Here is a 25,191-nt window from a genome sequence, read left to right on the forward strand (position 1 = left end):
CGGGTAAGGCGAAGCCGCCACCCGGCTTATTTTTTAATCCTGTCTCAACACCTTGTGCCCAAACGCCAGCAGCGCGTCGGTGACGTTGCGCATCATGCGGCTTTCCGGCGCAAAACGGTGCCAGTAGAGCATCCGACGCTGATACAGCCCCGGCGTTAGGTCAATCAGCTCACCGCTTTTCAACTCTTTCTCAATCTGCAGATGCGGGATCATGCAGCAGGTGGTGCCCTGACGCGCAAGCTGCACAAAGGCTTCTGACGAGTTAACGATATGGCACGGCACGCTGCCCGGCGGCAGATCGAAGTTTTGCTGCAGGAACGCCTGATGCATATCGTCCAGATGGTCGAACGCGACGGCGGGGGCTTTCAGCAGCGCGGCGCGGGTGACGCCGTTCGGGAAGTAGCGCTCGGCAAAGGCTTTTGAACCCACAAACAGGTAGTCCAGGGCGCCCAGCTGATCGACAAGACAGCTTGGCAGCGCCTGAGGCTGGATACTGACCGCCCCAACCACTTCCCCGCGACGCAGGCGTTCCTGGGTACGGGTTTCATCTTCAACCTGTAAGTTCAGGCGAATAGGGGAATCCGCTAATACCGGCGCAAGGGCCGGCAGCAGCCAGGTCGCCAGACTGTCGGCGTTGACCGCCAGAGAGAGCAGCAGCGGGGTAGAGCCCGTTTGTTCGTCACCCAGCCACTCGTCTTCCAGCAGTTCAACCTGGCGCAGCAGGGCGAGGAGCTTTTGCCCTTGCTCGGTTGGACGTGGCGGCACGGTACGCACCAGCAGCGGCTGGCCGAACATGTTTTCAAGCTGTTTGATACGCTGTGATACGGCGGACTGGGTGATGCAAAGCTTTTGCGCCGCGCGCTCAAAACCGCGTTCACGAATAACTGCATCAAGTGCCTGTAGTGTTCTGTAGTCCGGACGTTTCATTGCTCTGGCTGGCTCCTTAATTTTGCTTATTCTGCACTATGACACAATTTTCCCTTTGTGGCAGACGAATTCCATTCGACGTGTTCTATAATGCGCCCTGAGTTTTCACACCACAGGCAAAACGATCATGACGCAGGATGAACTGAAAAAAGCAGTAGGATGGGCCGCTCTCCAGTACGTGCAGCCGGGTACCATTGTCGGTGTCGGTACGGGATCAACCGCGGCACACTTTATCGATGCACTGGGCACGATGAAGGGGAAAATCGAGGGCGCGGTTTCCAGCTCTGATGCTTCCACGGAAAAGCTGAAAAGCCTCGGCATTACCGTTTTCGATCTCAACGAAGTGGATCGTCTGGGGATTTACGTTGATGGTGCGGATGAAATCAACGGCCACATGCAGATGATCAAAGGCGGCGGCGCGGCGCTGACGCGCGAAAAAATCATCGCCTCCGTTGCGGACAAGTTTATCTGCATCGCGGACGCCTCCAAGCAGGTCGACATTCTGGGTAACTTCCCGCTGCCGGTCGAAGTGATCCCGATGGCCCGTAGCGCGGTTGCCCGTCAGCTGGTAAAGCTGGGCGGTCGTCCGGAATATCGTCAGGGCGTCGTCACCGACAACGGTAACGTGATCCTCGACGTTCACGGTCTGGAAATTCTCGACGCAATTGCGCTGGAAAATGCCATCAACGCTATCCCTGGCGTAGTGACCGTAGGGCTATTCGCCAACCGTGGCGCGGATGTGGCGCTGATCGGCACCGCTGACGGCGTGAAAACCATCGTAAAATGATCTGACGGGGGGAGTCCTCCCCCCGCTAAAAAATTTTTGAAAAGCTAAATTCGGTGACTTGTGTCACGTTTTTCCGCCTCTTTTGCCGATCCTGCCGAGTTTGTAAATTTCCATAGCATTTTCCTCTGACATTTTGCCCTGGATGACTTTTCTTCAGAGTGCCGACGCAAACGTTCATATTGCTGCAATAGTTTTTTTTGATATGTTGGCTACAGCGGATTCATATCCAGCACAACATCAGTTCAGACAAAAACAGGGTCGGGTAAATGGCAAAGGTATCACTGGAGAAAGACAAGATTAAATTCCTGCTGGTCGAGGGCGTGCATCAAAAAGCAATCGATAGCCTTCGTGCGGCAGGTTACACCAACATCGAATTTCACAAAGGCGCGCTCGATACCGAAGAGCTGAAAGCGTCTATCCGTGATGCCCACTTCATTGGCCTGCGATCCCGTACTCACCTGACTGAAGACGTTATTGCCGCGGCGGAAAAGCTGGTGGCTATCGGCTGCTTCTGCATCGGTACCAACCAGGTTGACCTGAACGCCGCCGCCAAACGCGGTATTCCCGTCTTCAACGCCCCGTTCTCCAACACCCGTTCCGTGGCGGAGCTGGTGATTGGCGAACTGCTGCTGCTGCTTCGCGGCATTCCAGAAGCGAACGCCAAGGCGCACCGCGGCGTGTGGAACAAGCTGGCGTCTGGCTCTTTCGAAGCGCGTGGTAAAAAACTGGGGATTATCGGCTACGGTCACATCGGTACGCAGCTCGGTATTCTGGCGGAATCTCTGGGTATGCACGTGTTTTTCTACGATATCGAAAGCAAGCTGCCGCTGGGCAATGCGACCCAGGTTCAACACCTGTCTGACCTGCTGAACATGAGCGACGTGGTGAGCCTGCACGTGCCGGAAAATGCCTCCACCAAAAACATGATGGGCGCGGAAGAGCTGGCGCTGATGAAGCCGGGTTCACTGCTGATTAACGCCGCGCGCGGCACGGTTGTCGATATCCCGGCGCTGGCGGATGCGCTGAAGCGTAAGCATCTGGCGGGCGCGGCCATCGACGTGTTCCCGACGGAGCCAGCCACCAACAGCGATCCGTTTACCTCTCCGCTGTGCGAGTTCGACAACGTGATCCTGACGCCACACATCGGCGGTTCTACCCAGGAAGCGCAGGAGAATATCGGTCTGGAAGTGGCGGGTAAACTGAGCAAATACTCCGACAACGGTTCTACGCTTTCTGCCGTGAACTTCCCGGAAGTGTCTCTGCCGCTACACGGTGGTCGTCGTCTGCTGCACATCCACGAAAACCGTCCGGGCGTGCTGACCGCGATCAACCAGATCTTTGCCGAGCAGGGCGTCAACATTGCCGCGCAGTATCTGCAAACGAACTCGCAGATGGGCTATGTGGTCATTGATATCGAAGCGGATGACGATGTGGCCGAAAAAGCGCTGCTGAGCATGAAGTCTATTGCGGGGACGATTCGCGCGCGTCTGCTGTACTGATGGTGCGGTTTGTGGTGTCGGGTGGCGGCTGCGCCTTACCCGACCTACGCTGAGAATTTGTAGGCCGGGTAAGCGTAAGCGCCACCCGGCTTTATTCTACCAGATCCAGATTTTGCTGGGCGTCACTACCGCCGGTAACGGCACATCCCACTTCTCCACCGGCAGCGCCTCCACGCCCTGACAATCATGCGCGTAACCCACCGGCTGCAACCCGTACTGCTGCCAGTTTTGCAGCGTCCTGTCGTAAAAACCGCCGCCCATCCCTAAGCGCTGGCCCTGTTCATCAAACGCCACCAGCGGCGTAATCAGCACATCCAGCTGTGACAGCGGCAGCACGTCCCGCACGTCGAGTTTCGGCTCGGTGATTTTCAGACGGTTTACCACCAGCTCGCTGTGCGGGTGGTAGTGCAGAAACAGCAGGTTACCGTTGCTAAACGGGTGCAGCACAGGCAGATAGACCTTCTTCCCGGCGCGCCAGAGCTGTTCTATCAGCGGTTGGGTATCCAGCTCTCCGTCAAACGACAGAAACAGCGCAACGGTGTGCGCCATCACGACAGGGGGATACGCCATCATACGGGCGGCGGCCTGCTGGGCAAAATGCGCTTGCTGATCGGGGGTTAACGCACGGCGGCGCTGACGAATTAACTGACGGATGTCCTGGCGTGAAGCAGAAACTTCAGGGAATTGAGTCATGGTAGTTGGTAGAAGAAAAGAGAGGGAATCTCCGAGATGCCGCCGCAGGCTGTAACCCTTGAACCCTTGGTTCAAGGTGAATGTGTCGTCATAGTTTTAAGGCTTCTCGGACGGACCGAGCATGCTCACCAACCATGGAGCGCCACATTCTTGTGGTATGAAATATCGGCTCAGGGGACTGGCCCGCTTGCGAACATCTCAGAGAAATTTTGTCTTCACAGTTACTCTACCATAGTCAACTGAGAAGTGTTATTCAAACTTTGGTCCCGGTCTTTCGGGATTGCGACCTTGATCAAGCAATGCCTGTTCTATGGTCTGCTGGAGCATTTTAATGCGTTGCTCCATGCTTGCCGCGTAGTCGCGGGTCTTCGCTTTTTCCTGAGTCAGTTCATAGCTGATGTTCAACGCGGCGATGAAAACCAGCTGCTCAGTATTTGTGACTCTAGTGCGTTCTTTTAGATCTTGCAACCGCTGATTCAAATCGTCCGCTGCCTGATTCAAAGCATCCCTTTGTTCAGGCGGACAATTCACTCGCAGTGAACGGCCAAAAATCTGGAGATCGACGGGTTGTGCAGACATGCCACCTTCCTGCTGATTGACTGCGCTGCCTTCGCTTACTGCCCCGGGGGCTGCGAAGGGGCGACACTATAGCTACCCTGATGTGAAGATACAAGCCCTTTTCTGGTATCACCAGGGTCCAAAGTGGTAGCATATCATGAAACTTCCCCCCTTTGATGACGAATGCTCATGTCTATACAGAACGAAATGCCTGGTTACAAGGATTTAAACCAGTTACTGAACCAGCAGGGAGTCGGTTTAACCCCTGCCGAAATGCACGGTCTGATCAGCGGCATGCTGTGCGGCGGAAACAGCGACAGCTCATGGCAGCCGCTGATCCACGACCTCACGAATGAAGGGCTGGCGTTTGGTCACGAGCTGGCGGAAGCGCTGCGTAAAATGCATGCCGCAACCAGCGATTCGCTGGAAGACGATGGCTTCCTTTTTCAGCTTTATCTGCCTGAAGGCGACGACGTTAGCGTGTTCGATCGCGCCGATGCGCTGGCCGGCTGGGTAAACCACTATCTGCTGGGGCTGGGCGTGACGCAGCCTAAACTGGATAAAGTGACCGGCGAAGCGGGTGAAGCGATCGACGACCTGCGCAACATCGCCCAGCTTGGCTACGATGAAGACGAAGACCAGGAAGAGCTGGAAATGTCTCTTGAAGAGATTATTGAGTACGTGCGCGTGGCGGCACTGCTGTGCCACGACAACTTCACGCGCTCACAGCCGACCGCGCCGGAAGTCCGCAAGCCAACCTTACATTAAGAAAAATAACGCACAGGAGGGTGTCATGGTTATCTCGAGTCAAGAGTATTCGCGCCGCCGTCAGGCGCTGCTGGCAACAATGCAGCCGGGCAGCGCCGCGCTGATTTTTGCTGCGCCAGAAGTCACGCGCAGCGCCGACAGCGAATATCCCTATCGTCAGAGCAGCGATTTCTGGTACTTCACCGGCTTTAACGAGCCGGAAGCGGTGCTGGTGCTGATTAAGAGCAATGACACCCACAACCACAGCGTGATTTTCAACCGCGTGCGAGACTTAACCGCTGAGATCTGGTTTGGCCGCCGCTTAGGCCAGGAGGCCGCACCGGCGAAGCTGGGCGTTGACCGCGCGCTGGCGTTTAGCGAAATCAACCAGCAGCTCTATCAGCTGCTTAACGGTCTCGACGTGCTCTATCACGCGCAGGGTGAATATGCGTACGCCGATGAGATTGTTTTCACCGCGCTGGATAAGCTGCGCAAAGGCTCGCGGCAGAACCTGTCCGCGCCGGCCACGCTGACGGACTGGCGTCCGGTGGTGCATGAGATGCGCCTGTTCAAGTCAGAAGAAGAGCTGAATTTGATGCGTCGTGCGGGCGAAATTAGCGCCCTGGCGCACACTCGCGCGATGGAGAAATGCCGTCCCGGGCTGTTCGAATACCAGCTGGAAGGCGAAATTCACCACGAATTTAACCGTCACGGCGCGCGTTATCCCTCCTACAACACCATCGTTGGCGGTGGGGAGAACGGCTGCATTCTCCACTACACCGAAAACGAAAGCGCTTTGCGCGACGGCGATCTGGTGTTGATTGACGCCGGTTGCGAATTTCAGGGCTACGCGGGGGATATCACCCGTACCTTCCCGGTGAACGGTAAATTCTCACCGGCACAGCGCGAGATTTACGACATCGTCCTGGAATCGCTTGAGACCGCGCTAAGGCTTTATCGTCCCGGAACCTCCATGCAGGAAGTGACCGGTGAAGTGGTGCGCATCATGATTACCGGTCTGGTCAGGCTCGGGATCCTGAAAGGGGATGTCGACACCCTGATTTCTGAAAATGCGCATCGACCGTATTTCATGCACGGCCTGAGCCACTGGCTGGGGCTGGATGTACATGACGTTGGCGCGTACGGCACGGACCGTTCGCGCGTGCTGGAGCCGGGCATGGTATTAACCGTGGAGCCGGGTCTGTATATCGCGCCGGATGCCGACGTGCCTGAGGAGTACCGCGGGATTGGCATTCGTATTGAAGACGACATCGTTATTACCGAAACCGGTAACGAAAACCTGACCGCGAGCGTCGTGAAAAACGCTGACGACATCGAGGCGCTGATGGCAGCGGCACGCGTATGAGCGTGATTATCGTTGGCGGCGGCATGACCGGCGCCACGCTGGCGCTGGCCATTTCTCATTTGACGAAAGGCCAGCTTCCGGTGCACCTGGTGGAAGCCGTCACGCCAGAGGCATCTAACCACCCCGGTTTTGATGCCCGCGCCATTGCGCTCGCGCAGGGAACGTGTCAGCAGCTGTCGCGCATTGGCATCTGGCAGGCCATTGCCGACTGCGCCACGGCAATTAAAACCGTTCACGTCAGCGATCGCGGCCATGCTGGCTTTGTCACGCTGGACGCGCAGGATTACCGAATTGATGCTCTGGGTCAGGTTGTTGAGCTGCACGACGTCGGATTGCGTCTGTTCCGCCTGCTCCAGGATGCGCCGGGCGTCACGCTGCATTGTCCTGCGCGCGTGGCCAGCGTGAGCCGCAGTGAGGCCTCGGTCAGCGTGACGCTGGAAAACGGCACCGTCCTTGACGGCCAGCTTCTGGTCGCCGCGGACGGCTCGCGCTCGTCGCTCGGCACCCAGTGTGGCGTCGAGTGGCGGCAGCAGCCTTACGGGCAGGTTGCGGTCATTGCGAACGTTTCTACCGCAGCAGAACACCACGGCAGGGCGTTTGAACGCTTTACGCAGCACGGTCCGCTGGCCATGCTGCCGATGTCGGACGGGCGCTGTTCCCTCGTCTGGTGTCACCCGCAGGATAAGGCTGAAGAGGTTAAGGCTTGGTCAGACGAACGTTTTTGTACCGAGCTGCAAAAAGCCTTTGGCTGGCGGCTGGGGCGTATTACCCATGCGGGCCAGCGGGCGGTCTACCCGCTTTCGCTGACGACAGCCTCTCAGTCCATCTCCCATCGTCTGGCGCTTGTCGGTAATGCCGCGCAGACGCTGCACCCCATCGCGGGGCAAGGGTTCAACCTTGGTCTGCGGGATGTCATGAGCCTGGCGGAAACCCTTTCGCAGGCGTGGGGCGAGCAAAAAGACTGTGGCGCATACCCGGTACTCAGCCATTACCAGAAGCGACGTCAGGCCGATAAAGAGGCGACGATTGGCGTCACCGACGGCTTAGTCCATCTCTTTGCCAATCGCTGGGCACCGCTGGTTGCAGGCCGCAACCTCGGGCTGATGGCGATGGAATTATTCATTCCGGCACGCGACGTGCTGGCGCAGCGGACTCTTGGTTGGGTCGCGCGTTAAGGAGTTATCACCGTGCAAAATGTTGATGTCGCCATCGTTGGCGGCGGTATGGTCGGACTGGCGCTGGCCTGTGGTTTACAGGGCAGCGGTCTGCGCGTGGCGGTGCTGGAGCAAAAGCAGCCTCAGCCCGTTGCACCAGATTCTCCGCCGGAACTCCGCGTCTCGGCGATCAATGCCGCCAGCGAGAAATTGCTGACGCACCTTGGCGTCTGGGCAGATATTGTGGCGCAGCGCGCCAGCTGCTATCACGGCATGGAGGTGTGGGATAAAGACAGCTTTGGTCATATTGCTTTTGATGATGAAAGCATGGGCTATAGCCATCTTGGCCACATTATCGAGAATGCCGTTATCCATCACGCGCTGTGGCAAAAAGCGCAGTCCTGTAGCGATGTCACCCTGATGGCACCCGCGCAGATCCAGCAGGTGGCGTGGGGTGAAAACGAGGCGTTTATTACCCTGCAAAGCGGCGACATGCTGACCGCGCGTCTGGTGGTGGGCGCTGACGGTGCCAACTCCTGGCTGCGGAATAAAGCCGATATCCCGCTGACCTTCTGGGATTATCGTCATCATGCACTAGTGGCAACAATCCGCACCGAGGAGCCGCACGGCGGCGTGGCGCGGCAGATTTTCCACGACGACGGCATTCTGGCGTTCCTGCCGCTTGCCGATCCGCACCTGTGCTCGATTGTCTGGTCCCTGGTGCCGGAAAAAGCCCAGCTGATGCAGGAGGCGACGCCGGACGCCTTTAACCAGGCGCTGTGCGTGGCGTTTGATAACCGCCTTGGCCTGTGCACGCTTGAAAGCGAGCGCCAGGTATTTCCGTTAACCGGCCGCTACGCGCGTCAGTTTGCGGCGCACCGTCTGGCGCTGGTGGGCGATGCGGCGCATACCATTCATCCGCTGGCCGGGCAGGGCGTTAACCTTGGCTTTATGGACGCGGCGGAGCTGGTCGAGGAGCTGCGTCGCCTGCACCGCGAAGGCAAAGATATCGGCCAGCATCTCTACCTGCGTCGCTACGAGCGCAGCCGCAAGCACAGCGCGGCGATGATGCTGGCGGGCATGCAGGGCTTCCGCGAGCTGTTTGCCGGGGCGAATCCGGCGAAAAAACTGCTGCGCGACATTGGCCTCAAGCTGGCCGACACCCTTCCGGGTGTTAAACCTCAACTTCTTCGTCAGGCGATGGGTCTTAACGACCTGCCGGACTGGCTACGTTAATTTAGACCCCCGTCACACTTTATTTTCCCGGCCTCTGAGCCGGGGAAATCCCCTCGTTTGAAATATTCTAATTTCACGTCATTTTTCGCATTAGATAATCTAATGTCGTGTTTTTGTCGTTACGGAAATTCGGCCCGTTTTTCCGCACGAAATATCACCATCTGCTAAATCCTGTTAGATCATTGTTAATTTTGTGCGGGGTTAATCGCATTTTTCCAGTGAATAACTCTGTAGGCTTTTCAGCGTTTTTTGGTCATAAGCTAATGTGATGACCCGCTTTACCTTATGGTTAACCGCCGGGTTCGGTGGTAAGTTCAGGTAAAAGAGAACGTTTGCGTCGGCGCCAGGAAACGGGGCCGATACCGGGTTTCACGGTGAATTTTTCAACGAGGACAAGATGGCTCAACAGACTCCTTTGTACGAACAACACGTGTTATGCGGCGCCCGCATGGTGGACTTCCACGGCTGGATGATGCCGCTGCACTACGGCTCGCAGATTGATGAGCACCACGCGGTGCGCACCGATGCCGGTATGTTCGACGTGTCCCACATGACGATTGTCGATCTGCGCGGTAGCCGCACCCGGGAGTTTTTGCGTTATCTGCTGGCAAACGACGTCGCCAAACTGAAGACGCCGGGTAAAGCGCTCTATACCGGCATGCTGAATGCCTCGGGCGGCGTGATTGATGACCTTATCGTCTATTACTTCACTGAAGATTTCTTCCGCCTCGTTGTAAACTCCGCCACCCGCGAAAAAGACCTCTCCTGGATCACCCAACACGCCGAACCTTATGCCATCGACATCACCGTCCGTGACGATCTGTCGCTGATCGCCGTGCAGGGGCCGAACGCGCAGGCGAAAGCCGCGTCTCTGTTTAACGACGAGCAGCGCAAAGCAACGGAAGGCATGAAGCCGTTCTTCGGCGTGCAGGCGGGCGATCTGTTTATCGCCACCACCGGCTACACCGGTGAAGCGGGCTACGAAATTGCCATGCCGAACGAGAAGGCCGCTGATTTCTGGCGTGCGCTGGTGGAAGCGGGCGTGAAGCCTGCGGGTCTGGGCGCGCGCGATACGCTGCGTCTGGAAGCGGGGATGAACCTCTACGGTCAGGAGATGGACGAAGGCGTCTCTCCGCTGGCCGCCAACATGGGCTGGACCATCGCGTGGGAACCGGCTGACCGCGACTTTATTGGCCGTGAAGCGCTGGAGATGCAGCGCGAGAAGGGCTCTGAACAGCTGGTGGGGCTGGTGATGACCGAGAAGGGCGTGCTGCGCGGTGAACTGCCGGTGCGTTTTACCGATGCTGACGGCAATCCTCGTGAAGGCGTGATCACCAGCGGTACCTTCTCCCCAACGCTGGGCTACAGTATTGCACTGGCACGCGTGCCGGCGGGTATTGGCGAAACGGCGGTGGTGCAAATCCGCAACCGCGAAATGCCGGTCAACGTAACCAAACCGATTTTTGTTCGCGCCGGTAAGCCGGTCGCCTAATCATTTTTATCAGGAGAACTTCAATGAGCAATGTGCCAGCAGAACTGAAATACAGCAAAGAACACGAGTGGCTGCGCAAAGAGGCGGACGGCACTTACACCGTAGGGATCACCGAGCACGCGCAAGAGCTGCTGGGCGACATGGTGTTTGTTGACCTGCCTGACGTGGGCACGACCGTTAGCGCGGGCGACGACTGCGCCGTAGCGGAGTCCGTAAAAGCGGCATCTGACATCTACGCTCCTGTGAGCGGCGAAATCGTTGCCGTCAACGACGCGCTGAGCGATTCGCCGGAGCTGGTGAACAGCGAGCCTTATGAAGGCGGCTGGATCTTCAAGATCAAAGCCAGCGACGAATCTCAGGTTGCCGCGCTGCTGGATGCGACCGCGTACGAAGCACTACTGGAAGACGAATAACGTTGTGCCGGATGGCGCTGTGCTTATCCGGCCTACAGGTCAACGTAGGCCCGGTAAGCGTTAGCGCCACCGGGCAACAGCGTTACAGATAACTACGATTCACTGCACGTTTCAGGAACCATCGCTCATGACACAGACTTTAAGCCAGCTTGAAAACCGTGGCGCCTTCATTGAACGTCACATTGGGCCGGATGCTCAGCAACAGCAGGAGATGCTGAAGACAGTTGGCGCGGATTCATTAAACGCACTGATCGGCCAGATTGTGCCAAAAGACATCCAGCTTGCCACGCCGCCTCAGGTGGGGGAAGCCACTACGGAATTCGCCGCGCTGGCGGAGCTGAAGGCTATCGCAGGCCTGAACAAGCGCTATAAGTCTTACATTGGCATGGGCTACACCAACGTGCAGTTGCCGCCGGTTATCCTGCGCAACATGCTGGAAAACCCGGGCTGGTACACCGCTTACACCCCATATCAGCCAGAAGTCTCTCAGGGCCGTCTGGAAGCGCTGCTGAACTTCCAGCAGGTGACGCTGGATCTGACCGGGATGGATATCGCCTCCGCTTCGCTGCTGGATGAAGCGACCGCTGCCGCCGAAGCAATGGCGATGGCTAAGCGCGTGAGCAAGCTGAAAAATGCCAACCGCTTCTTCGTGGCGGCGGACGTGCATCCCCAGACGCTGGACGTGGTGCGCACCCGTGCGGAAACCTTCGGCTTTGATGTGATCGTCGACGACGCCGACAAAGTGCTGGATCACCAGGACGTCTTCGGCGTGCTGCTGCAGCAGGTAGGCACCACCGGCGAAGTTCACGACTACGGCAGGCTGATTGCCGAGCTGAAATCCCGCAAAGTGGTTGTCAGCGTTGCAGCAGATTTTATGGCGCTGGTGCTGCTGACGGCGCCGGGCAAACAGGGTGCGGATATTGTCTTCGGTTCAGCGCAACGCTTCGGCGTGCCGATGGGCTACGGCGGCCCGCACGCGGCGTTCTTCGGCGCGAAAGATGAATTCAAACGCTCCATGCCCGGCCGTATTATCGGCGTCTCAAAAGATGCTGCCGGTAACACCGCGCTGCGCATGGCGATGCAGACCCGCGAGCAGCACATCCGCCGCGAGAAAGCGAACTCCAACATCTGTACCTCGCAGGTGCTGCTGGCAAACATCGCCAGCCTGTACGCCGTGTTCCACGGCCCGGCCGGCCTGAAGCGCATTGCCAGCCGCATTCACCGCCTGGCCGATATTCTGGCCTGCGGCTTGCAGCAGAAAGGCCTTAAGCTGCGCCATGCTCACTACTTCGACACCCTGTGTGTGGACGTGGCGGACAAAGCGGCCGTGCTGGCGCGCGCGAATGCGGCAGAGATCAACCTGCGCAGCGACATCCACAACGCCGTCGGCATTACGCTGGATGAAAGCACCACCCGCGACGATATCCTGAACCTGTTCAGCGTGCTGCTGGGTGACGCGCACGGTCTGGACGTTGACGCGCTCGACAAAGAGGTCGCGCTCGACAGCCGCTCCATTCAGGAAAGCATGCTGCGCAGTGATGCGATCCTGACGCATCCGGTCTTTAATCGCTATCACAGCGAAACCGAGATGATGCGCTACATGCACTCTCTGGAGCGCAAGGATCTGGCGCTGAACCAGGCGATGATCCCGCTGGGCTCCTGCACCATGAAGCTCAACGCCGCGGCAGAGATGATCCCTATCACCTGGCCTGAATTCTCCGAGCTGCACCCGTTCTGCCCGCCAGAGCAGGCGGAAGGTTATCACATGATGATCAACCAGCTTTCCGACTGGCTGGTGAAATTGACCGGTTATGACGCGCTCTGCATGCAGCCGAACTCCGGCGCGCAGGGCGAGTACGCGGGCCTGCTGGCGATCCGTCACTATCACGAAAGCCGCAGCGAAGGTCACCGCGATATCTGCCTGATCCCAAGCTCCGCCCACGGTACCAACCCGGCCTCTGCTCAGATGGCGGGCATGGAAGTGGTGGTGGTGGCGTGCGATAAGAACGGCAACATCGATCTGGCCGACCTGCGTGCGAAAGCCGAGCAGGCGGGCGACAAGCTCTCCTGCATCATGGTGACCTACCCGTCTACCCACGGCGTGTACGAAGAGACCATCCGCGAAGTGTGCGAAGTGGTGCACCAGTACGGCGGTCAGGTATACCTCGACGGCGCAAACATGAACGCTCAGGTGGGCATTACCTCTCCGGGCTTTATCGGCGCGGACGTGTCGCACCTGAACCTGCACAAAACCTTCTGCATTCCGCACGGCGGCGGTGGCCCGGGCATGGGTCCTATCGGCGTGAAAGCGCACCTGGCACCGTTTGTTCCGGGCCACAGCGTGGTGCAGATTGAAGGCATGCTGACCCGTCAGGGCGCGGTCTCTGCGGCACCGTTCGGCAGCGCCTCTATCCTGCCAATCAGCTGGATGTACATCCGCATGATGGGCGCGGAAGGGCTGAAGCAGGCGAGCCAGGTGGCGATCCTGAACGCCAACTACATTGCGACTCGCCTGAAGTCCGCCTTCCCGGTGCTCTACACCGGCCGCGACGGTCGCGTGGCGCACGAGTGCATCCTCGATATTCGTCCGCTGAAAGAGCAGACCGGCATTAGCGAGCTGGATATCGCCAAGCGTCTGATCGACTACGGCTTCCACGCGCCAACCATGTCGTTCCCGGTAGCGGGTACGCTGATGGTGGAGCCAACGGAATCTGAAAGCAAAGCAGAGCTGGACCGCTTTATCGACGCGATGCTGGCGATCCGCATGGAGATCGATCGCGTGCAGGACGGCGAGTGGACGCTGGAAGATAACCCGCTGGTTAACGCCCCGCACACCCAGCACGAAATGGTGGCAGGGTGGAACCACGGCTATTCCCGCGAGCTGGCGGTCTTCCCGGCAGGCGTGGCAAACAAATACTGGCCGACCGTGAAGCGTCTTGATGACGTCTACGGCGACCGTAACCTGTTCTGCTCCTGCGTGCCGATGAGCGAATACCAGTAATATTGCTGATGTAGTAACGTAGGCCGGGTAAGGCGAAGCCGCCACCCGGCTTTTTTATTGGGAGAAGCAAATGGCAATTGCACTGGTCACCGGCGCGAGCCGGGGCATTGGGAAAGCCACCGCGCTGCAGCTGGCGCGCGAAGGCTACACCGTGGCGGTGAACTATCATCACAACATTAAAGCCGCGACGGACGTCATCAAGCAGATTGTGGATGCGGGGGGTAAAGCGTTTGCCGTCCGCGCAGATATCAGTGATGAAGCCCAGGTGCTGGCGATGTTTGACAGCCTCGATCGTGAAGGCGAGCCGCTTCGGGCGCTGGTCAATAATGCGGGCATTCTGTTTGAGCAATCCACTATCGAGAATCTCTCCGCTGAGCGCATTAACCGCGTTCTGGCGACCAACGTCACGGGCTACTTTCTCTGCTGTCGGGAAGCGGTAAAACGCATGTCCTTCAAGCATGGCGGCAAGGGTGGGGCGATAGTGAATGTCTCTTCCGCGGCGTCCCGCCTGGGTGCGCCGGGTGAATATGTGGATTATGCCGCGTCTAAGGGGGCGGTGGATTCGCTGACAACCGGGCTATCGCTGGAGGTGGCGGCGCAGGGTATTCGCGTCAACTGCGTGCGTCCGGGACTGATTTATACCGATATTCATGCGTCCGGCGGAGAGCCGGGGCGGGTGGATCGCGTTAAGTCGCTGCTGCCGATGCAGCGCGGCGGCCAGCCGGAAGAGGTGGCGCAGGCGATTGTCTGGCTGCTGAGCGAGAAGGCGTCGTACGTAACGGGCAGTTTTTTAGAGTTGGCTGGCGGGAAATAAGCCGGGTGGCGGCTTCGCCTTACCGGGCCTACACGAATAGTAGGCCCGGTAAGCGCAGCGCCACCGGGCAAAAAAATTACAGCGCCTCGCCGTTGCTGGCAATCACGCCTTTATACCAGTTAAAGCTTTTCTTACGTGAACGCGACATATCGCCCGTGCCGTCGTCGTGCTTGTTCACGTAGATAAAGCCGTAGCGCTTGCTGTACTGGCCGGTGGTGAACGACACGCAGTCGATGCAGCCCCACGGCGTATAGCCCATCAGATCCACGCCATCGTGGGTGACGGCTTTGATCATCTCTTCCACGTGGGCACGCAGGTAGTCGATGCGATAGTCGTCGTTGATGCTGCCGTCTTCTTCCACCTTATCGTAGGCGCCGAACCCGTTTTCCACGATGAACAGCGGCTTCTGATAACGTTCGTACAGTTCACACAGGGCATAACGCAGGCCCACCGGGTCAATCTGCCAGCCCCAGTCGGACGCCTTCACGTGCGGGTTCGGCACGCTGCCTTCGAAGCCGGAAATGGCATCGCCGGTACCGCCTTCCGCTTTGACCGCGTTGGTCATGTAGTAGCTGAAACCTAAGTAGTCGCAGGTACCTTCACGCAGGATCTGCTCGTCGCCTGCCTCCATCTTGATGGAGAACCCGCGGCGCTCCCACTCGTTCAGCACGTAGGACGGGTAGTAACCACGCAGCTGGACGTCGGTAAAGACATAGCGCTCGCGCATCGATTCCTGGGCGAACATCACGTCTTCCGGCTTGCAGGAGAACGGATAGAGCGCCACCATCGCCAGCATGCAGCCGACTTTCATCTCCGGATTGATGCGGCGCGCGGCTTTCACCGCCAGGGCGCTGGCCACAAACTGGTGGTGCAGGACCTGGTACATGGTCTCTTCCGGATTGTCATGTTCGGTATAGACCACGCCCGAGCAGCAGTAACCGAACAGCGGTGCGCGCCAGTTACGCTGGTTATTGATTTCGTTGAAGGTCATCCAGTATTTGACCTTGTTTTTGTAGCGTTCGAAGACCACTTCCGCGAAGCGTACAAAGAAATCGACCACTTTACGGTTGGTCCAGCTACCGTACTCCTGCACCAGGTGCAGCGGCATTTCGAAGTGGGAGAGGGTGATCACCGGTTCGATGTTATACTTCAGCAGCTCATCGAACATGTCGTCGTAAAACTTCAGACCCTCTTCGTTTGGCTGGGTTTCGTCACCTTTCGGGAAGATGCGCGTCCAGGCGATAGAGGTGCGGAAGCACTTGAAGCCCATCTCGGCAAACAGCTTGATGTCTTCTTTATAGTGGCCGTGGAAATCGATAGCTTCATGATTGGGGTAGTATTTACCCGGCACCACCTCCTGCGTGATTTCGCGCGGCACGCCGTGTGCGCCGCCGGTCAATACGTCGCAAATGCTTGGCCCTTTGCCGCCTTTGTTCCAGCCGCCTTCAACCTGGTGAGCCGCAACCGCGCCGCCCCATAAAAAATCTTTTGGTAAGGTCAATTTTTTCATCGCTGCTATTCTCAATAAATGGCTTATTGGCATCGAGTCTAGCAAAGCGAAATTAAATGTCACGATATAACAATTCACAGTAAATGTGATTTGTTACATCAAAAAAACAGGGTGTTTTATTCTGTGAGTTTCTTCGCCAGCTTACGTCCGAGAGATTCCAGAATATAAATGACGGGAATTTGCGTAGTGATGTCGTAGACGCCTGCAATACGCGTCTGAGGAACATGCCAGGAGAGATTAAAATCCGCCAGTTTTGCGAGACGCGAGTGCTCGTGGCTGGTAATGGAGAGCACCTTGCAGTGATGCAGGCTGAACTGGCTGGCGAAGCGCAGGATCTCCTCGGTCTCGCCCGAGACGGAGAGCACAATCGCCAGCGCATTTTTCGCCATATCGTTGGTGACCGGGAAATAAGGGTCATCAATATGGTTACTGAATTTCCCGATATTAGAAAAGAAACGTGCGCCATATTTTGCCAGCGAACCCGATGTCCCGGCACCGACAAATATAATTCGCTCGGACGATAAAATAATATCTACCGCATTATCTAATAACGCGTCGAACTCTTCATTATTCACGCTTTTAAAAAAGCTGATAATTTCGCTGGCACCGAAGTTCGCCTGCTGGGGCTCGTTCTGTTCAAGATAAAGCTTAAAGCGCACGCGGAATTCAGAATAGCCTTCGCAGTTAAGCTTGCGGCAAAAGCGCAGGATAGTGGTGGTTGAGACGTCTGCCGCATCCGCCAGCTCGCGGATGGTCATGTACATGACTTTGTCACGATTTTTTATGACATAGTTGTAGACCATCATCTCCAGGTTATTGAGACTGGCAATGGCGGAGTGGGTGAACATACTCACAATGGCATAACTCTCATTCTGACCTCATCGTCACATCATAACATGCACCCAGACGGCAGGATCCATTTTTATGCTCTTGATTCATAATGATTAAATTTTTATGTGAACAATTGTTAGGTGAAAGATTTCTTTATGTCTATGATTTTTAGGTATAAATTTTGAAATGATTTTTTTTTAGCTAACAGGTGTTCACTGGAATCATTCTCAGTTAGCATAGTTATGCGATGAATAATCATCTTTTTTTTCCCGGAGTTTTGTATGGTGAGCAGACCATTAATCGCACAGGGATATTCGCTGGCTGAGGAAGTAGCCAACAGCATCAGCCACGGCATTGGCCTGGTGTTTGGGATTGTCGGTTTAGTATTATTGCTGGTGCAGGCGGTGGACACCAATGCCAGCGCGATGGCCATTACCAGTTACAGCCTGTATGGCGGGAGTATGATCCTGCTGTTCCTGGCGTCGACGCTGTATCACGCGATCCCGCATCAGCGGGCCAAGACGTGGCTCAAGAAATTTGACCACTGTGCTATCTATCTTCTTATTGCAGGCACCTACACGCCGTTTTTACTGGTGGGGCTCAACTCACCGCTGTCGCGTGGCCTGATGATTGTTATCTGGAGCCTGGCACTGCTGGGGATCCTGTTTAAGCTGACCATAGCGCACCGGTTTAAGGTGCTGTCACTGGTCACCTATTTGACCATGGGCTGGCTGTCGCTGATTGTGGTGTATCAACTGGCGGTCAAACTGTCGGTAGGGGGCGTAACGCTTCTGGCCTTAGGTGGCGTGGTGTACTCGCTCGGCGTGATTTTCTACGTCTGCAAGCGCATCCCGTACAACCATGCCATCTGGCACGGCTTTGTGCTGGGCGGCAGCGTGTGCCACTTTTTGGCGATTTATTTGTATGTGGGGCAGGTGTAGTTTTTTTGTCGGGTGGCGGCTTCGCCTTACCCGACCTACGGGATAAGTAGGCCCGGTAAGCGCAGCGCCACCGGGCGATACAGCATCACTCTTCCAGAGAATACGGCAGCGGCTCAATACTCAACGTATTCGCATCGTCACGCACGCGGAACACGCTGTCGGCTTCCATGTCGTTGTTCATCACGGCTTGAACCAAAAGACGCCCATCATCCAGCTGTACGGCGGCTAACACGGTGCCGGTGCGGCGCCAGTTATCACCCATCTTCAGCTCTAAGTCTTCACCCGCTTCAGGGACACGGCTCGCATGGCCCGCCAGCGTCCACAGCGCGCGTTTGTTTGCGCCGCGGAATTTTGCACGCGCCACCATCTCCTGGCCGGTGTAACAGCCTTTTTTAAAGCTGATGCCCCCCAGCGCCTGCAGGTTGGTTGCCTGAGGAATAAACTGCGCGCTGTTTGCGGCGTCAATCACCGGCAAACCCGCTTCGATGTTCAGCGCCAGCCACTGCTGACTGTTGTTAAACTGCGCTTCACCGCGCAGCGCTTCGGTCACGCGTTCGGCGGTTGCCGCATCCGTGACTAACAGGAAACGCTCTGCCGGGTGTTCAAACCACAGGATGGAGGTCGCGCCTTCACTGACCACCTGCTTTTCAGCATCCGGCAGTTCGCTAAAGAGATTTTTCAGGGCCGCACGCGCCTGGAAACCGGCCACACCCAGCAGCACATGTTCGTCGTCCGGGGCGATCGTGACTTTGGAAAAGACCGCGTACTTTTTCAGCTCTTTGAGCTGGGCCTCTTGCAGGCTGCGGCGCTCAATAAAGGCAAAGCCGTCCTGACGGCGGAAGATACGCAGATTACTCCACATTTTGCCTTTTGGATCGCAATGCGCGGCCAGCAGGTGCTGGTGTTCTGTCATCTGGCTGACGTCGGCGGTCACCTGGCCCTGCAGGTATTTTTCGGCGTCGGCACCGGTGAGCGTTGCCAGCGCCCAGTCATCAAGAGAAATAAGCGTCAGCGGCAGACGCGCAGAGGCGGCGGGCTGGCGAGGAGAAAATGGTGTAAATGCCATAACGATATCCTGAATTGCTTAACGCTTTGATAATGCCTAATGGTAAAAGAGCCTGCAGGCAATGCAAGCGCTTTCAACAGACCATTTGTGCCATAAACCGGTTATGCGTAGCGCTACGCAAAATAATGTAATCCGCTGTCTTTGTAGGGATTATTCTGGAAGCCTGCTCGGCGATCGCAATATTCCAGTAATGAAACGGTCAAAAACACGTTACACTAGCTGGTGTCCCCGTAGAGAAATAAAGAACACTGAACGGGGTACCGACTGTGCCAAACGTAATGCAGGAAACTGAACATGGATATTAACAACAAGGCCCGTATTCACTGGGCGTGCCGTCGCGGCATGCGTGAACTTGATATTTCCATCATGCCTTTCTTCGAATATGAGTATGACAGCTTAAGCGATGACGATAAGCGTCTGTTTGTTCGCCTGCTTGAGTCTGACGATCCGGATTTGTTCAACTGGCTGATGAACCACGGCAAACCCGCCGACACCGAGTTGCAACGGATGGTGCAATTAATTCAAACACGGAATCGGGAACGTGGTCCTGTGGCAATCTGATCTTCGCGTCTCGTGGCGCTCGCAGTGGATGTCTTTATTGCTCCACGGCCTGGTTGCGGCCTTTGTGTTACTGATGCCATGGCCGCTGAGCTATACGCCTCTGTGGCTGCTGTTACTGTCGTTTGTCGTTTTTGACAGCGTTCGCAGCCAGCGTCGCATTAATGCCCGCCAGGGAGAGATTAAATTACTGATGGATTCCCGCCTGCGCTGGCAGGGGAAAGAGTGGGATATTCTCGGTATGCCCTGGATGCTCAACTGCGGCATGATGTTACGGTTACGCAAGGTGGACGGCGGGCGTTGCCAGCATCTGTGGCTGGCGGCTGACAGTATGGATGCTGCCGAGTGGCGAGACCTGCGCCGGATGCTGTTGCAACAGACGACGCAGGGGTAACGCGCGTTAGCTAAACTTTTCTGCCATTTCGCCCAGGATCTGCTCGCACCAGCTTTGCAGGCGTTCATCGCTGAGATCGTACTGATTGGTTTCATCCAGCGCGAGTCCAACAAACAGCTCGCCGTCGGCGATAATCGGTTTTTTACTGGTGAACTCGTAACCATCGGTTGGCCAGTAGCCGATAAACGACACCCCTTTCGGCGCCAGTTTGTCGTGCAGCATGCCGAGCGCGTCCAGGAACCATTCCCCGTAACCCAACTGGTCCCCCATGCCGTACATGGCAATGATTTTGCCGTCGAGGTTGAGCGTATCAAGCTGGTCCCAGATAGCTTCCCAGTCTTCCTGTATCTCGCCGAAATCCCATGTCGGGATGCCGAGGATCAGCACGTCATACTGCTCCATCAGCGTAAGCGCGTCATCTTTCAGGTTATGCAACGTCACCAGTTCCGGGCCAATGATGTCGCGAATTTTCTCTGCCGCCATTTCGGTGTAGCAGGTGCTGGAACCATAGAACAGACCAATATTCATCGCGTAACTATCTCAATTCTTGCTTTGACTATGCGCGTAGTGTACCAGAAACCGGTCGCAATCAGGCATAATGGCCTGACTGCAGAATCAAAGGGGCTGATGTGGAAAAGGATCTCGCACTGATCGAACAGTTTCTCGACGCGCTGTGGCTGGAGAAAAATCTGGCCGAGAATACCCTCAGCGCCTACCGTCGCGATCTCACCATGCTGGTGGAGTGGCTTGCGCAACGGGGGTTATCCCTTGCGAGCGCACAACGTGACGACCTGCAGGCGCTGCTTGGGGAACGTATCGCGGGGGGCTACAAAGCCACCAGTTCCGCACGTTTGCTCAGCGCCATGCGACGGCTGTTCCAGTACCTCTACCGTGAGAAGATTCGCGAAGACGATCCCAGCGCGCTGCTGGCATCCCCTAAGCTTCCGCAGCGGCTGCCGAAAGACCTCAGCGAAGCACAAGTTGAGAGATTATTACAGTCACCGGCTGTTGACCTGCCGCTGGAGTTACGCGATAAAGCCATGCTTGAGCTATTGTATGCTACCGGCTTGCGCGTTTCGGAACTGGTTGGCCTGGCGATGAGCGACATCAGCCTGCGTCAGGGCGTGGTGCGCGTCATCGGTAAAGGAAACAAGGAAAGGCTGGTTCCGCTGGGTGAAGAGGCGGTTTACTGGCTGGAAACGTACCTGGAGCACGGTCGTCCGTGGCTGCTCAATGGTACGTCTATCGACGTCCTGTTTCCGAGCCAGCGCGCCCAGCAGATGACGCGGCAAACGTTCTGGCATCGCATCAAGCATTACGCCACACTGGCGGGTATCGACAGTGAAAAGCTTTCGCCGCACGTATTGCGTCACGCCTTCGCGACGCATCTGTTAAACCACGGCGCTGATTTACGCGTGGTGCAGATGCTGCTGGGGCACAGCGATCTTTCCACGACGCAAATTTACACCCATGTCGCGACGGAACGCCTGCGGCAGCTACACCAACAGCACCACCCTCGTGCGTGAGTGCCGACGAATTGTAACAGGATCACATATGAAAAAGTCTTTCGCGCTGTTCACCCTGCTGGCAGCCTCATTTACCGGTTTCGCCCATGCGGACGACGCCGCCATCAAACAGTCGCTGGCTAAGCTTGGCGTCACCGGTAGCGATATTCAGCCTGCCCCGGTTGCCGGCATGAAAACGGTACTGACCAACAGCGGTGTGCTGTACGTCACCGAAGACGGCAAACACATTATTCAGGGGCCAATGTACGACGTAAGCGGCGCGCAGCCGGTAAACGTTACCAACCAGCTGCTGATGAAAAACCTGAACGCGCTCGAAAAAGAGATGATCGTCTATAAAGCGGCGCAGGAAAAACATGTCATTACCGTCTTCACCGACATCACCTGTGGCTACTGCCACAAGCTGCATGAAGAGATGAAAGACTACAACGCGTTGGGCATTACCGTGCGTTACCTGGCCTTCCCGCGCGCGGGCGTGCAGAGCCAGCCAGAGCAGGACATGAAGGCGATCTGGTGTGCGAAAGACCGCAACAAAGCGTTTGACGACGCGATGAACGGCAAAGGCGTTAAGCCAGCCTCCTGCGACATTGATATCGCTAACCACTACGCGCTCGGCGTGCAGTTTGGCGTGAGCGGTACGCCAGCGATTGTCCTGAGCAACGGCTATGTCGTTCCGGGCTATCAGGGACCGAAAGAGATGAAAGAGTTCCTCGACGCGCACCAGAAACAGTTTGGTGGTGAATAATCCGCGTGAAAGCCCCAATAAAATTGCGCCGCCGCGAGGCGGTTGAACCGGTTGATTTGCCAGACGATCTCCCGGCGCTGCTTAAGCGCCTCTATGCCAGCCGCGGCGTGCGTAGCGCTGAGGATCTTGAACGCAGCGTGAAAGGGATGCTCCCCTGGCAGCAGCTGAGCGGTATCGAAAAAGCCACTGAAATGCTCTACGACGCGCTTCGTGAGGGGACGCGGATTGTGGTGGTGGGCGATTTCGACGCCGACGGCGCAACCAGCACCGCGCTGAGCGTGCTCAGCCTGCGCGCGCTGGGCTGCGATAACGTCACGTATCTGGTGCCGAACCGTTTTGAAGACGGCTATGGCCTCAGTCCGGAAGTGGTCGATCAGGCCCACGCGCGTGGCGCACAGATGATCATGACTGTCGATAACGGGATCTCTTCCCATGCGGGCGTCGATCATGCTCACGCTTTGGGGATCCCGGTGCTGGTCACCGATCACCACCTGCCGGGCGAAACGCTGCCGGATGCGGAAGCGATTATTAACCCCAACCTGCGCGACTGCGATTTCCCATCGAAATCCCTCGCAGGCGTGGGCGTGGCGTTTTATCTAATGCTGGCGTTGCGTACCCTTTTACGCGACAAGGGCTGGTTCGACTCCCGCGGTATTGCCGTACCGAACCTGGCCGAATATCTCGATCTGGTGGCGCTGGGTACCGTCGCGGACGTGGTCCCCCTCGATACCAATAACCGCATTTTGACCTGGCAGGGCTTAAGCCGCATCCGGGCAGGCAAGTGCCGTCCGGGGATCAAGGCGCTGCTGGAGATTGCCAACCGCGATCCGCTCAAGCTGGCGGCAAGCGATTTGGGCTTTGCCCTCGGGCCGCGTCTTAACGCAGCCGGAAGGCTGGACGATATGTCCGTCGGCGTGGCGCTGCTGCTGTGCGATAACATTGGTGAAGCACGCGTGCTGGCCAACGAGCTGGACGCGCTGAACCAGACCCGTAAAGAGATTGAACAGGGGATGCAGGCCGAAGCGCTGACCCTGTGCGAAAAGCTTGAACGCAGCGGCGATACGCTGCCGGGCGGCCTGGCTATGTACCATCCTGAGTGGCATCAGGGCGTGGTCGGCATTCTGGCGTCGCGCATTAAAGAGCGTTTCCACCGTCCGGTGATCGCGTTCGCGCCCGCGGGCGACGGCACGCTGAAGGGCTCTGGCCGCTCAATCCAGGGTCTGCACATGCGCGATGCGCTGGAGCGTCTTGATACGCTGTACCCGGGTTTGATGATCAAGTTTGGCGGCCATGCGATGGCGGCGGGCCTGTCGCTGGAAGAGGCGAAGTTCGACGAGTTTCAGCGTCTGTTTGGTGAGCTGGTCACCGACTGGATCGACCCGGCGCTGTTGCAGGGGGAAGTGGTGTCCGATGGCGAGCTTTCACCGCTTGAGATGACGATGGACGTGGCGCAAATGCTCCGCGATGCCGGTCCGTGGGGGCAAATGTTCCCGGAACCGCTGTTCGACGGGCGTTTCCGCCTGCTGCAGCAGCGTATCGTCGGCGAACGTCATCTGAAAGTGATGGTCGAGCCCGTGGGCGGTGGTCCGCTGCTGGACGGCATCGCCTTCAACGTTGACACGGCGGTATGGCCGGACAACGGCGTGCGCGAGGTTGAGCTGGCGTACAAACTGGATATCAACGAGTTTCGCGGTAACCGCACCCTTCAGATCATCATCGACAATATCTGGCCAATTTAGCGGCAGTAATCTCTATAAAAAAGGGCGTGGATTCGGTACAATCCCGCTCTTATCACCGCATTTTGACAAGTCCATAAAAGAAAACAGACCATGTTTGAAATTAATCCGGTAAAAAACCGTATTCAGGACCTCACGGAGCGCTCTGACGTTCTTAGGGGGTATCTTTGACTACGATGCCAAGAAAGAGCGTCTTGAAGAAGTAAACGCCGAGCTGGAACAGCCGGACGTCTGGAACGAACCTGAACGCGCACAGGCGCTGGGTAAAGAGCGTTCCTCTCTCGAAGCTATCGTAGATACGCTGGATCAAATGGCCCAGGGGCTGGAAGATGTTTCCGGTTTGCTGGAGCTGGCCGTCGAAGCTGACGACGAAGAAACCTTTAACGAAGCCGTGGCAGAACTCGACGTGCTGGAAGAGAAGCTGGCGCAGCTTGAGTTCCGCCGTATGTTCTCCGGCGAATACGACAGCGCTGACTGCTATCTCGATATTCAGGCCGGTTCTGGCGGCACCGAAGCGCAGGACTGGGCCAGCATGCTGACGCGTATGTACCTGCGTTGGGCAGAAGCGCGCGGCTTCAAAACCGAAATTATCGAAGAGTCTGAAGGTGAAGTCGCGGGTCTGAAATCCGTCACCATCAAGATCATTGGCGATTACGCCTACGGCTGGCTGCGTACTGAAACCGGCGTTCACCGCCTGGTGCGTAAGAGCCCGTTCGACTCCGGTGGCCGTCGTCATACCTCCTTCAGCTCCGCGTTTGTTTACCCGGAAGTTGATGAAGATATTGATATCGAAATTAACCCGGCGGACCTGCGTATCGACGTTTACCGCGCATCCGGTGCGGGTGGTCAGCACGTTAACCGTACGGAATCTGCGGTGCGTATTACCCACATTCCAACCAACACGGTAACGCAATGCCAGAACGACCGTTCCCAGCATAAGAACAAAGACCAGGCCATGAAGCAGATGAAAGCGAAGCTTTATGAGCTGGAGATGCAGAAGAAAAATGCTGAGAAACAGGCGATGGAAGACAACAAGTCCGACATCGGTTGGGGTAGCCAGATCCGTTCTTACGTCCTTGATGACTCCCGCATCAAAGACCTGCGTACCGGGGTTGAAACCCGCAACACGCAGGCGGTGCTGGACGGCAGCCTGGACCAATTTATCGAAGCAAGTTTGAAAGCAGGGTTATGAGGAACCAA

General features: G+C 57.0%; 24 protein-coding genes and 1 other RNA gene. 17 read left to right on the plus strand and 8 right to left on the minus strand.

Annotated elements, in window-relative coordinates; genetic code table 11:
* Positions 1-33 precede the first annotated feature (33 nt).
* Positions 34-927, minus strand: a complete 894-nt coding sequence (gene argP, locus V4835_RS04435; RefSeq protein ID WP_003860089.1) for a DNA-binding transcriptional regulator ArgP — start codon at positions 925-927, stop codon at positions 34-36.
* A gap of 127 nt (positions 928-1,054) precedes the next feature.
* Between argP and rpiA the strand changes: the two genes are divergently transcribed.
* Both rpiA and serA read left to right on the plus strand, forming a co-directional pair.
* Entirely contained in the window at positions 1,055-1,714 is a 660-nt protein-coding gene (rpiA, locus tag V4835_RS04440; protein WP_331411287.1) for a ribose-5-phosphate isomerase RpiA, read from the plus strand.
* 266 nt (positions 1,715-1,980) lie between these two features.
* Positions 1,981-3,213 (plus strand): phosphoglycerate dehydrogenase, encoded by a 1,233-nt coding sequence (gene serA, locus V4835_RS04445; protein ID WP_063144926.1) that lies wholly within the window; start codon positions 1,981-1,983, stop codon positions 3,211-3,213.
* A 96-nt stretch (positions 3,214-3,309) separates the two neighbouring features.
* Here serA and V4835_RS04450 read toward each other — a convergent pair whose 3' ends face one another.
* The 3 genes from V4835_RS04450 to zapA form a co-directional block, all read right to left on the minus strand.
* Positions 3,310-3,906 carry a 5-formyltetrahydrofolate cyclo-ligase gene (locus V4835_RS04450; RefSeq protein WP_331411289.1) on the minus strand — a complete coding sequence of 199 codons (597 nt, stop codon included), beginning with the start codon at positions 3,904-3,906 and terminating at the stop codon, positions 3,310-3,312.
* A gap of 24 nt (positions 3,907-3,930) precedes the next feature.
* Positions 3,931-4,114: non-coding RNA, 6S RNA (gene ssrS, locus V4835_RS04455), on the minus strand.
* 41 nt (positions 4,115-4,155) lie between these two features.
* On the minus strand, positions 4,156-4,485 hold the full coding sequence (gene zapA, locus V4835_RS04460; protein ID WP_006811891.1) for a cell division protein ZapA: 330 nt from the start codon (positions 4,483-4,485) through the stop codon (positions 4,156-4,158).
* A gap of 168 nt (positions 4,486-4,653) precedes the next feature.
* Here zapA and V4835_RS04465 point away from each other — a divergent pair, with 168 nt between their 5' ends.
* From V4835_RS04465 to V4835_RS04500, 8 genes are all read left to right on the plus strand, one after another.
* On the plus strand, positions 4,654-5,232 hold the full coding sequence (locus V4835_RS04465; protein ID WP_029739212.1) for a YecA/YgfB family protein: 579 nt from the start codon (positions 4,654-4,656) through the stop codon (positions 5,230-5,232).
* A 31-nt stretch (positions 5,233-5,263) separates the two neighbouring features.
* Complete coding sequence (pepP, locus tag V4835_RS04470; protein ID WP_331414081.1) at positions 5,264-6,577, plus strand: Xaa-Pro aminopeptidase; 1,314 nt, start codon at positions 5,264-5,266, stop codon at positions 6,575-6,577.
* Positions 6,574-7,752 (plus strand): 2-octaprenyl-6-methoxyphenyl hydroxylase, encoded by a 1,179-nt coding sequence (ubiH, locus tag V4835_RS04475; RefSeq protein ID WP_331411291.1) that lies wholly within the window; start codon positions 6,574-6,576, stop codon positions 7,750-7,752. Before pepP ends, ubiH begins: the two co-directional genes overlap by 4 nt.
* A gap of 12 nt (positions 7,753-7,764) precedes the next feature.
* Positions 7,765-8,967, plus strand: coding sequence for an FAD-dependent 2-octaprenylphenol hydroxylase (ubiI, locus tag V4835_RS04480; protein ID WP_331411292.1), 1,203 nt, complete (start codon positions 7,765-7,767; stop codon positions 8,965-8,967).
* 397 nt (positions 8,968-9,364) lie between these two features.
* Positions 9,365-10,459, plus strand: coding sequence for a glycine cleavage system aminomethyltransferase GcvT (gene gcvT, locus V4835_RS04485; protein WP_331411294.1), 1,095 nt, complete (start codon positions 9,365-9,367; stop codon positions 10,457-10,459).
* Between the two features lie 23 nt (positions 10,460-10,482).
* On the plus strand, positions 10,483-10,872 hold the full coding sequence (gene gcvH / locus V4835_RS04490; protein ID WP_008499718.1) for a glycine cleavage system protein GcvH: 390 nt from the start codon (positions 10,483-10,485) through the stop codon (positions 10,870-10,872).
* A gap of 127 nt (positions 10,873-10,999) precedes the next feature.
* Complete coding sequence (gene gcvP / locus V4835_RS04495) at positions 11,000-13,873, plus strand: aminomethyl-transferring glycine dehydrogenase (protein WP_331411295.1); 2,874 nt, start codon at positions 11,000-11,002, stop codon at positions 13,871-13,873.
* Between the two features lie 70 nt (positions 13,874-13,943).
* On the plus strand, positions 13,944-14,687 hold the full coding sequence (locus tag V4835_RS04500; protein WP_121424594.1) for an SDR family oxidoreductase: 744 nt from the start codon (positions 13,944-13,946) through the stop codon (positions 14,685-14,687).
* 76 nt (positions 14,688-14,763) lie between these two features.
* On the opposite strand, the gene bglA is transcribed toward V4835_RS04500, so the two are convergent.
* Positions 14,764-16,197, minus strand: a complete 1,434-nt coding sequence (gene bglA / locus V4835_RS04505) for a 6-phospho-beta-glucosidase BglA (protein ID WP_331411296.1) — start codon at positions 16,195-16,197, stop codon at positions 14,764-14,766.
* 116 nt (positions 16,198-16,313) lie between these two features.
* Positions 16,314-17,045 carry a MurR/RpiR family transcriptional regulator gene (locus V4835_RS04510; protein WP_063144934.1) on the minus strand — a complete coding sequence of 244 codons (732 nt, stop codon included), beginning with the start codon at positions 17,043-17,045 and terminating at the stop codon, positions 16,314-16,316.
* 264 nt (positions 17,046-17,309) lie between these two features.
* Between V4835_RS04510 and trhA the strand changes: the two genes are divergently transcribed.
* On the plus strand, positions 17,310-17,969 hold the full coding sequence (gene trhA / locus V4835_RS04515; RefSeq protein WP_063144936.1) for a PAQR family membrane homeostasis protein TrhA: 660 nt from the start codon (positions 17,310-17,312) through the stop codon (positions 17,967-17,969).
* 85 nt (positions 17,970-18,054) lie between these two features.
* Here the strand turns inward: trhA and ygfZ are convergent, their stop codons facing one another.
* Positions 18,055-19,035 carry a tRNA-modifying protein YgfZ gene (ygfZ, locus tag V4835_RS04520; protein WP_126796288.1) on the minus strand — a complete coding sequence of 327 codons (981 nt, stop codon included), beginning with the start codon at positions 19,033-19,035 and terminating at the stop codon, positions 18,055-18,057.
* Positions 19,036-19,329: 294 nt separating this feature from the next.
* On the opposite strand from ygfZ, the gene sdhE reads away from it, so the two are divergent.
* Both sdhE and V4835_RS04530 read left to right on the plus strand, forming a co-directional pair.
* Complete coding sequence (gene sdhE / locus V4835_RS04525) at positions 19,330-19,596, plus strand: FAD assembly factor SdhE (RefSeq protein WP_010435322.1); 267 nt, start codon at positions 19,330-19,332, stop codon at positions 19,594-19,596.
* Positions 19,577-19,987, plus strand: coding sequence for a protein YgfX (locus V4835_RS04530; RefSeq protein WP_021242050.1), 411 nt, complete (start codon positions 19,577-19,579; stop codon positions 19,985-19,987). Before sdhE ends, V4835_RS04530 begins: the two co-directional genes overlap by 20 nt.
* Positions 19,988-19,993: 6 nt before the next feature.
* Here the strand turns inward: V4835_RS04530 and fldB are convergent, their stop codons facing one another.
* On the minus strand, positions 19,994-20,515 hold the full coding sequence (gene fldB / locus V4835_RS04535; protein WP_331411298.1) for a flavodoxin FldB: 522 nt from the start codon (positions 20,513-20,515) through the stop codon (positions 19,994-19,996).
* Positions 20,516-20,616: 101 nt separating this feature from the next.
* Between fldB and xerD the strand changes: the two genes are divergently transcribed.
* The 4 genes from xerD to prfB all read left to right on the plus strand — a co-directional run bounded on the left by xerD (position 20,617) and on the right by prfB (position 25,183).
* Positions 20,617-21,513 carry a site-specific tyrosine recombinase XerD gene (gene xerD, locus V4835_RS04540; RefSeq protein WP_331411299.1) on the plus strand — a complete coding sequence of 299 codons (897 nt, stop codon included), beginning with the start codon at positions 20,617-20,619 and terminating at the stop codon, positions 21,511-21,513.
* Between the two features lie 28 nt (positions 21,514-21,541).
* Positions 21,542-22,255 carry a bifunctional protein-disulfide isomerase/oxidoreductase DsbC gene (gene dsbC, locus V4835_RS04545; RefSeq protein ID WP_331411300.1) on the plus strand — a complete coding sequence of 238 codons (714 nt, stop codon included), beginning with the start codon at positions 21,542-21,544 and terminating at the stop codon, positions 22,253-22,255.
* 5 nt (positions 22,256-22,260) lie between these two features.
* On the plus strand, positions 22,261-23,994 hold the full coding sequence (gene recJ, locus V4835_RS04550; protein ID WP_331411302.1) for a single-stranded-DNA-specific exonuclease RecJ: 1,734 nt from the start codon (positions 22,261-22,263) through the stop codon (positions 23,992-23,994).
* Positions 23,995-24,084: 90 nt separating this feature from the next.
* Positions 24,085-25,183, plus strand: a protein-coding gene (prfB, locus tag V4835_RS04555; protein WP_154816141.1) for a peptide chain release factor 2 whose coding sequence is annotated in 2 segments (ribosomal slippage) — positions 24,085-24,159 and positions 24,161-25,183 — 1,098 coding nt in all. Because the reading frame shifts where the segments join, the coding sequence is not laid out codon by codon here.
* Positions 25,184-25,191 lie beyond the last annotated feature (8 nt).

The sequence above is a fragment of the Enterobacter cloacae complex sp. CARB60 genome, assembly GCF_036487345.1.
GTDB lineage: Bacteria > Pseudomonadota > Gammaproteobacteria > Enterobacterales > Enterobacteriaceae > Enterobacter > Enterobacter asburiae_D.

Excerpts from the sequence above, each read along its gene's own strand:
- ubiH (WP_331411291.1), top strand. The coding sequence starts at position 6,574 with ATGAGCGTGATTATCGTTGGCGGCGGCATGACCGGCGCCACGCTGGCG.
- gcvH (WP_008499718.1), top strand. The coding sequence starts at position 10,483 with ATGAGCAATGTGCCAGCAGAACTGAAATACAGCAAAGAACACGAGTGG.
- trhA (WP_063144936.1), top strand. The coding sequence starts at position 17,310 with ATGGTGAGCAGACCATTAATCGCACAGGGATATTCGCTGGCTGAGGAA.
- dsbC (WP_331411300.1), top strand. The coding sequence starts at position 21,542 with ATGAAAAAGTCTTTCGCGCTGTTCACCCTGCTGGCAGCCTCATTTACC.
- V4835_RS04450 (WP_331411289.1), bottom strand. The coding sequence starts at position 3,906 with ATGACTCAATTCCCTGAAGTTTCTGCTTCACGCCAGGACATCCGTCAG.
- zapA (WP_006811891.1), bottom strand. The coding sequence starts at position 4,485 with ATGTCTGCACAACCCGTCGATCTCCAGATTTTTGGCCGTTCACTGCGA.
- gcvP (WP_331411295.1), top strand. The coding sequence starts at position 11,000 with ATGACACAGACTTTAAGCCAGCTTGAAAACCGTGGCGCCTTCATTGAA.
- rpiA (WP_331411287.1), top strand. The coding sequence starts at position 1,055 with ATGACGCAGGATGAACTGAAAAAAGCAGTAGGATGGGCCGCTCTCCAG.
- bglA (WP_331411296.1), bottom strand. The coding sequence starts at position 16,197 with ATGAAAAAATTGACCTTACCAAAAGATTTTTTATGGGGCGGCGCGGTT.
- gcvT (WP_331411294.1), top strand. The coding sequence starts at position 9,365 with ATGGCTCAACAGACTCCTTTGTACGAACAACACGTGTTATGCGGCGCC.
- ygfZ (WP_126796288.1), bottom strand. The coding sequence starts at position 19,035 with ATGGCATTTACACCATTTTCTCCTCGCCAGCCCGCCGCCTCTGCGCGT.
- V4835_RS04510 (WP_063144934.1), bottom strand. The coding sequence starts at position 17,045 with ATGTTCACCCACTCCGCCATTGCCAGTCTCAATAACCTGGAGATGATG.
- serA (WP_063144926.1), top strand. The coding sequence starts at position 1,981 with ATGGCAAAGGTATCACTGGAGAAAGACAAGATTAAATTCCTGCTGGTC.
- V4835_RS04500 (WP_121424594.1), top strand. The coding sequence starts at position 13,944 with ATGGCAATTGCACTGGTCACCGGCGCGAGCCGGGGCATTGGGAAAGCC.
- V4835_RS04465 (WP_029739212.1), top strand. The coding sequence starts at position 4,654 with ATGTCTATACAGAACGAAATGCCTGGTTACAAGGATTTAAACCAGTTA.
- sdhE (WP_010435322.1), top strand. The coding sequence starts at position 19,330 with ATGGATATTAACAACAAGGCCCGTATTCACTGGGCGTGCCGTCGCGGC.
- argP (WP_003860089.1), bottom strand. The coding sequence starts at position 927 with ATGAAACGTCCGGACTACAGAACACTACAGGCACTTGATGCAGTTATT.
- fldB (WP_331411298.1), bottom strand. The coding sequence starts at position 20,515 with ATGAATATTGGTCTGTTCTATGGTTCCAGCACCTGCTACACCGAAATG.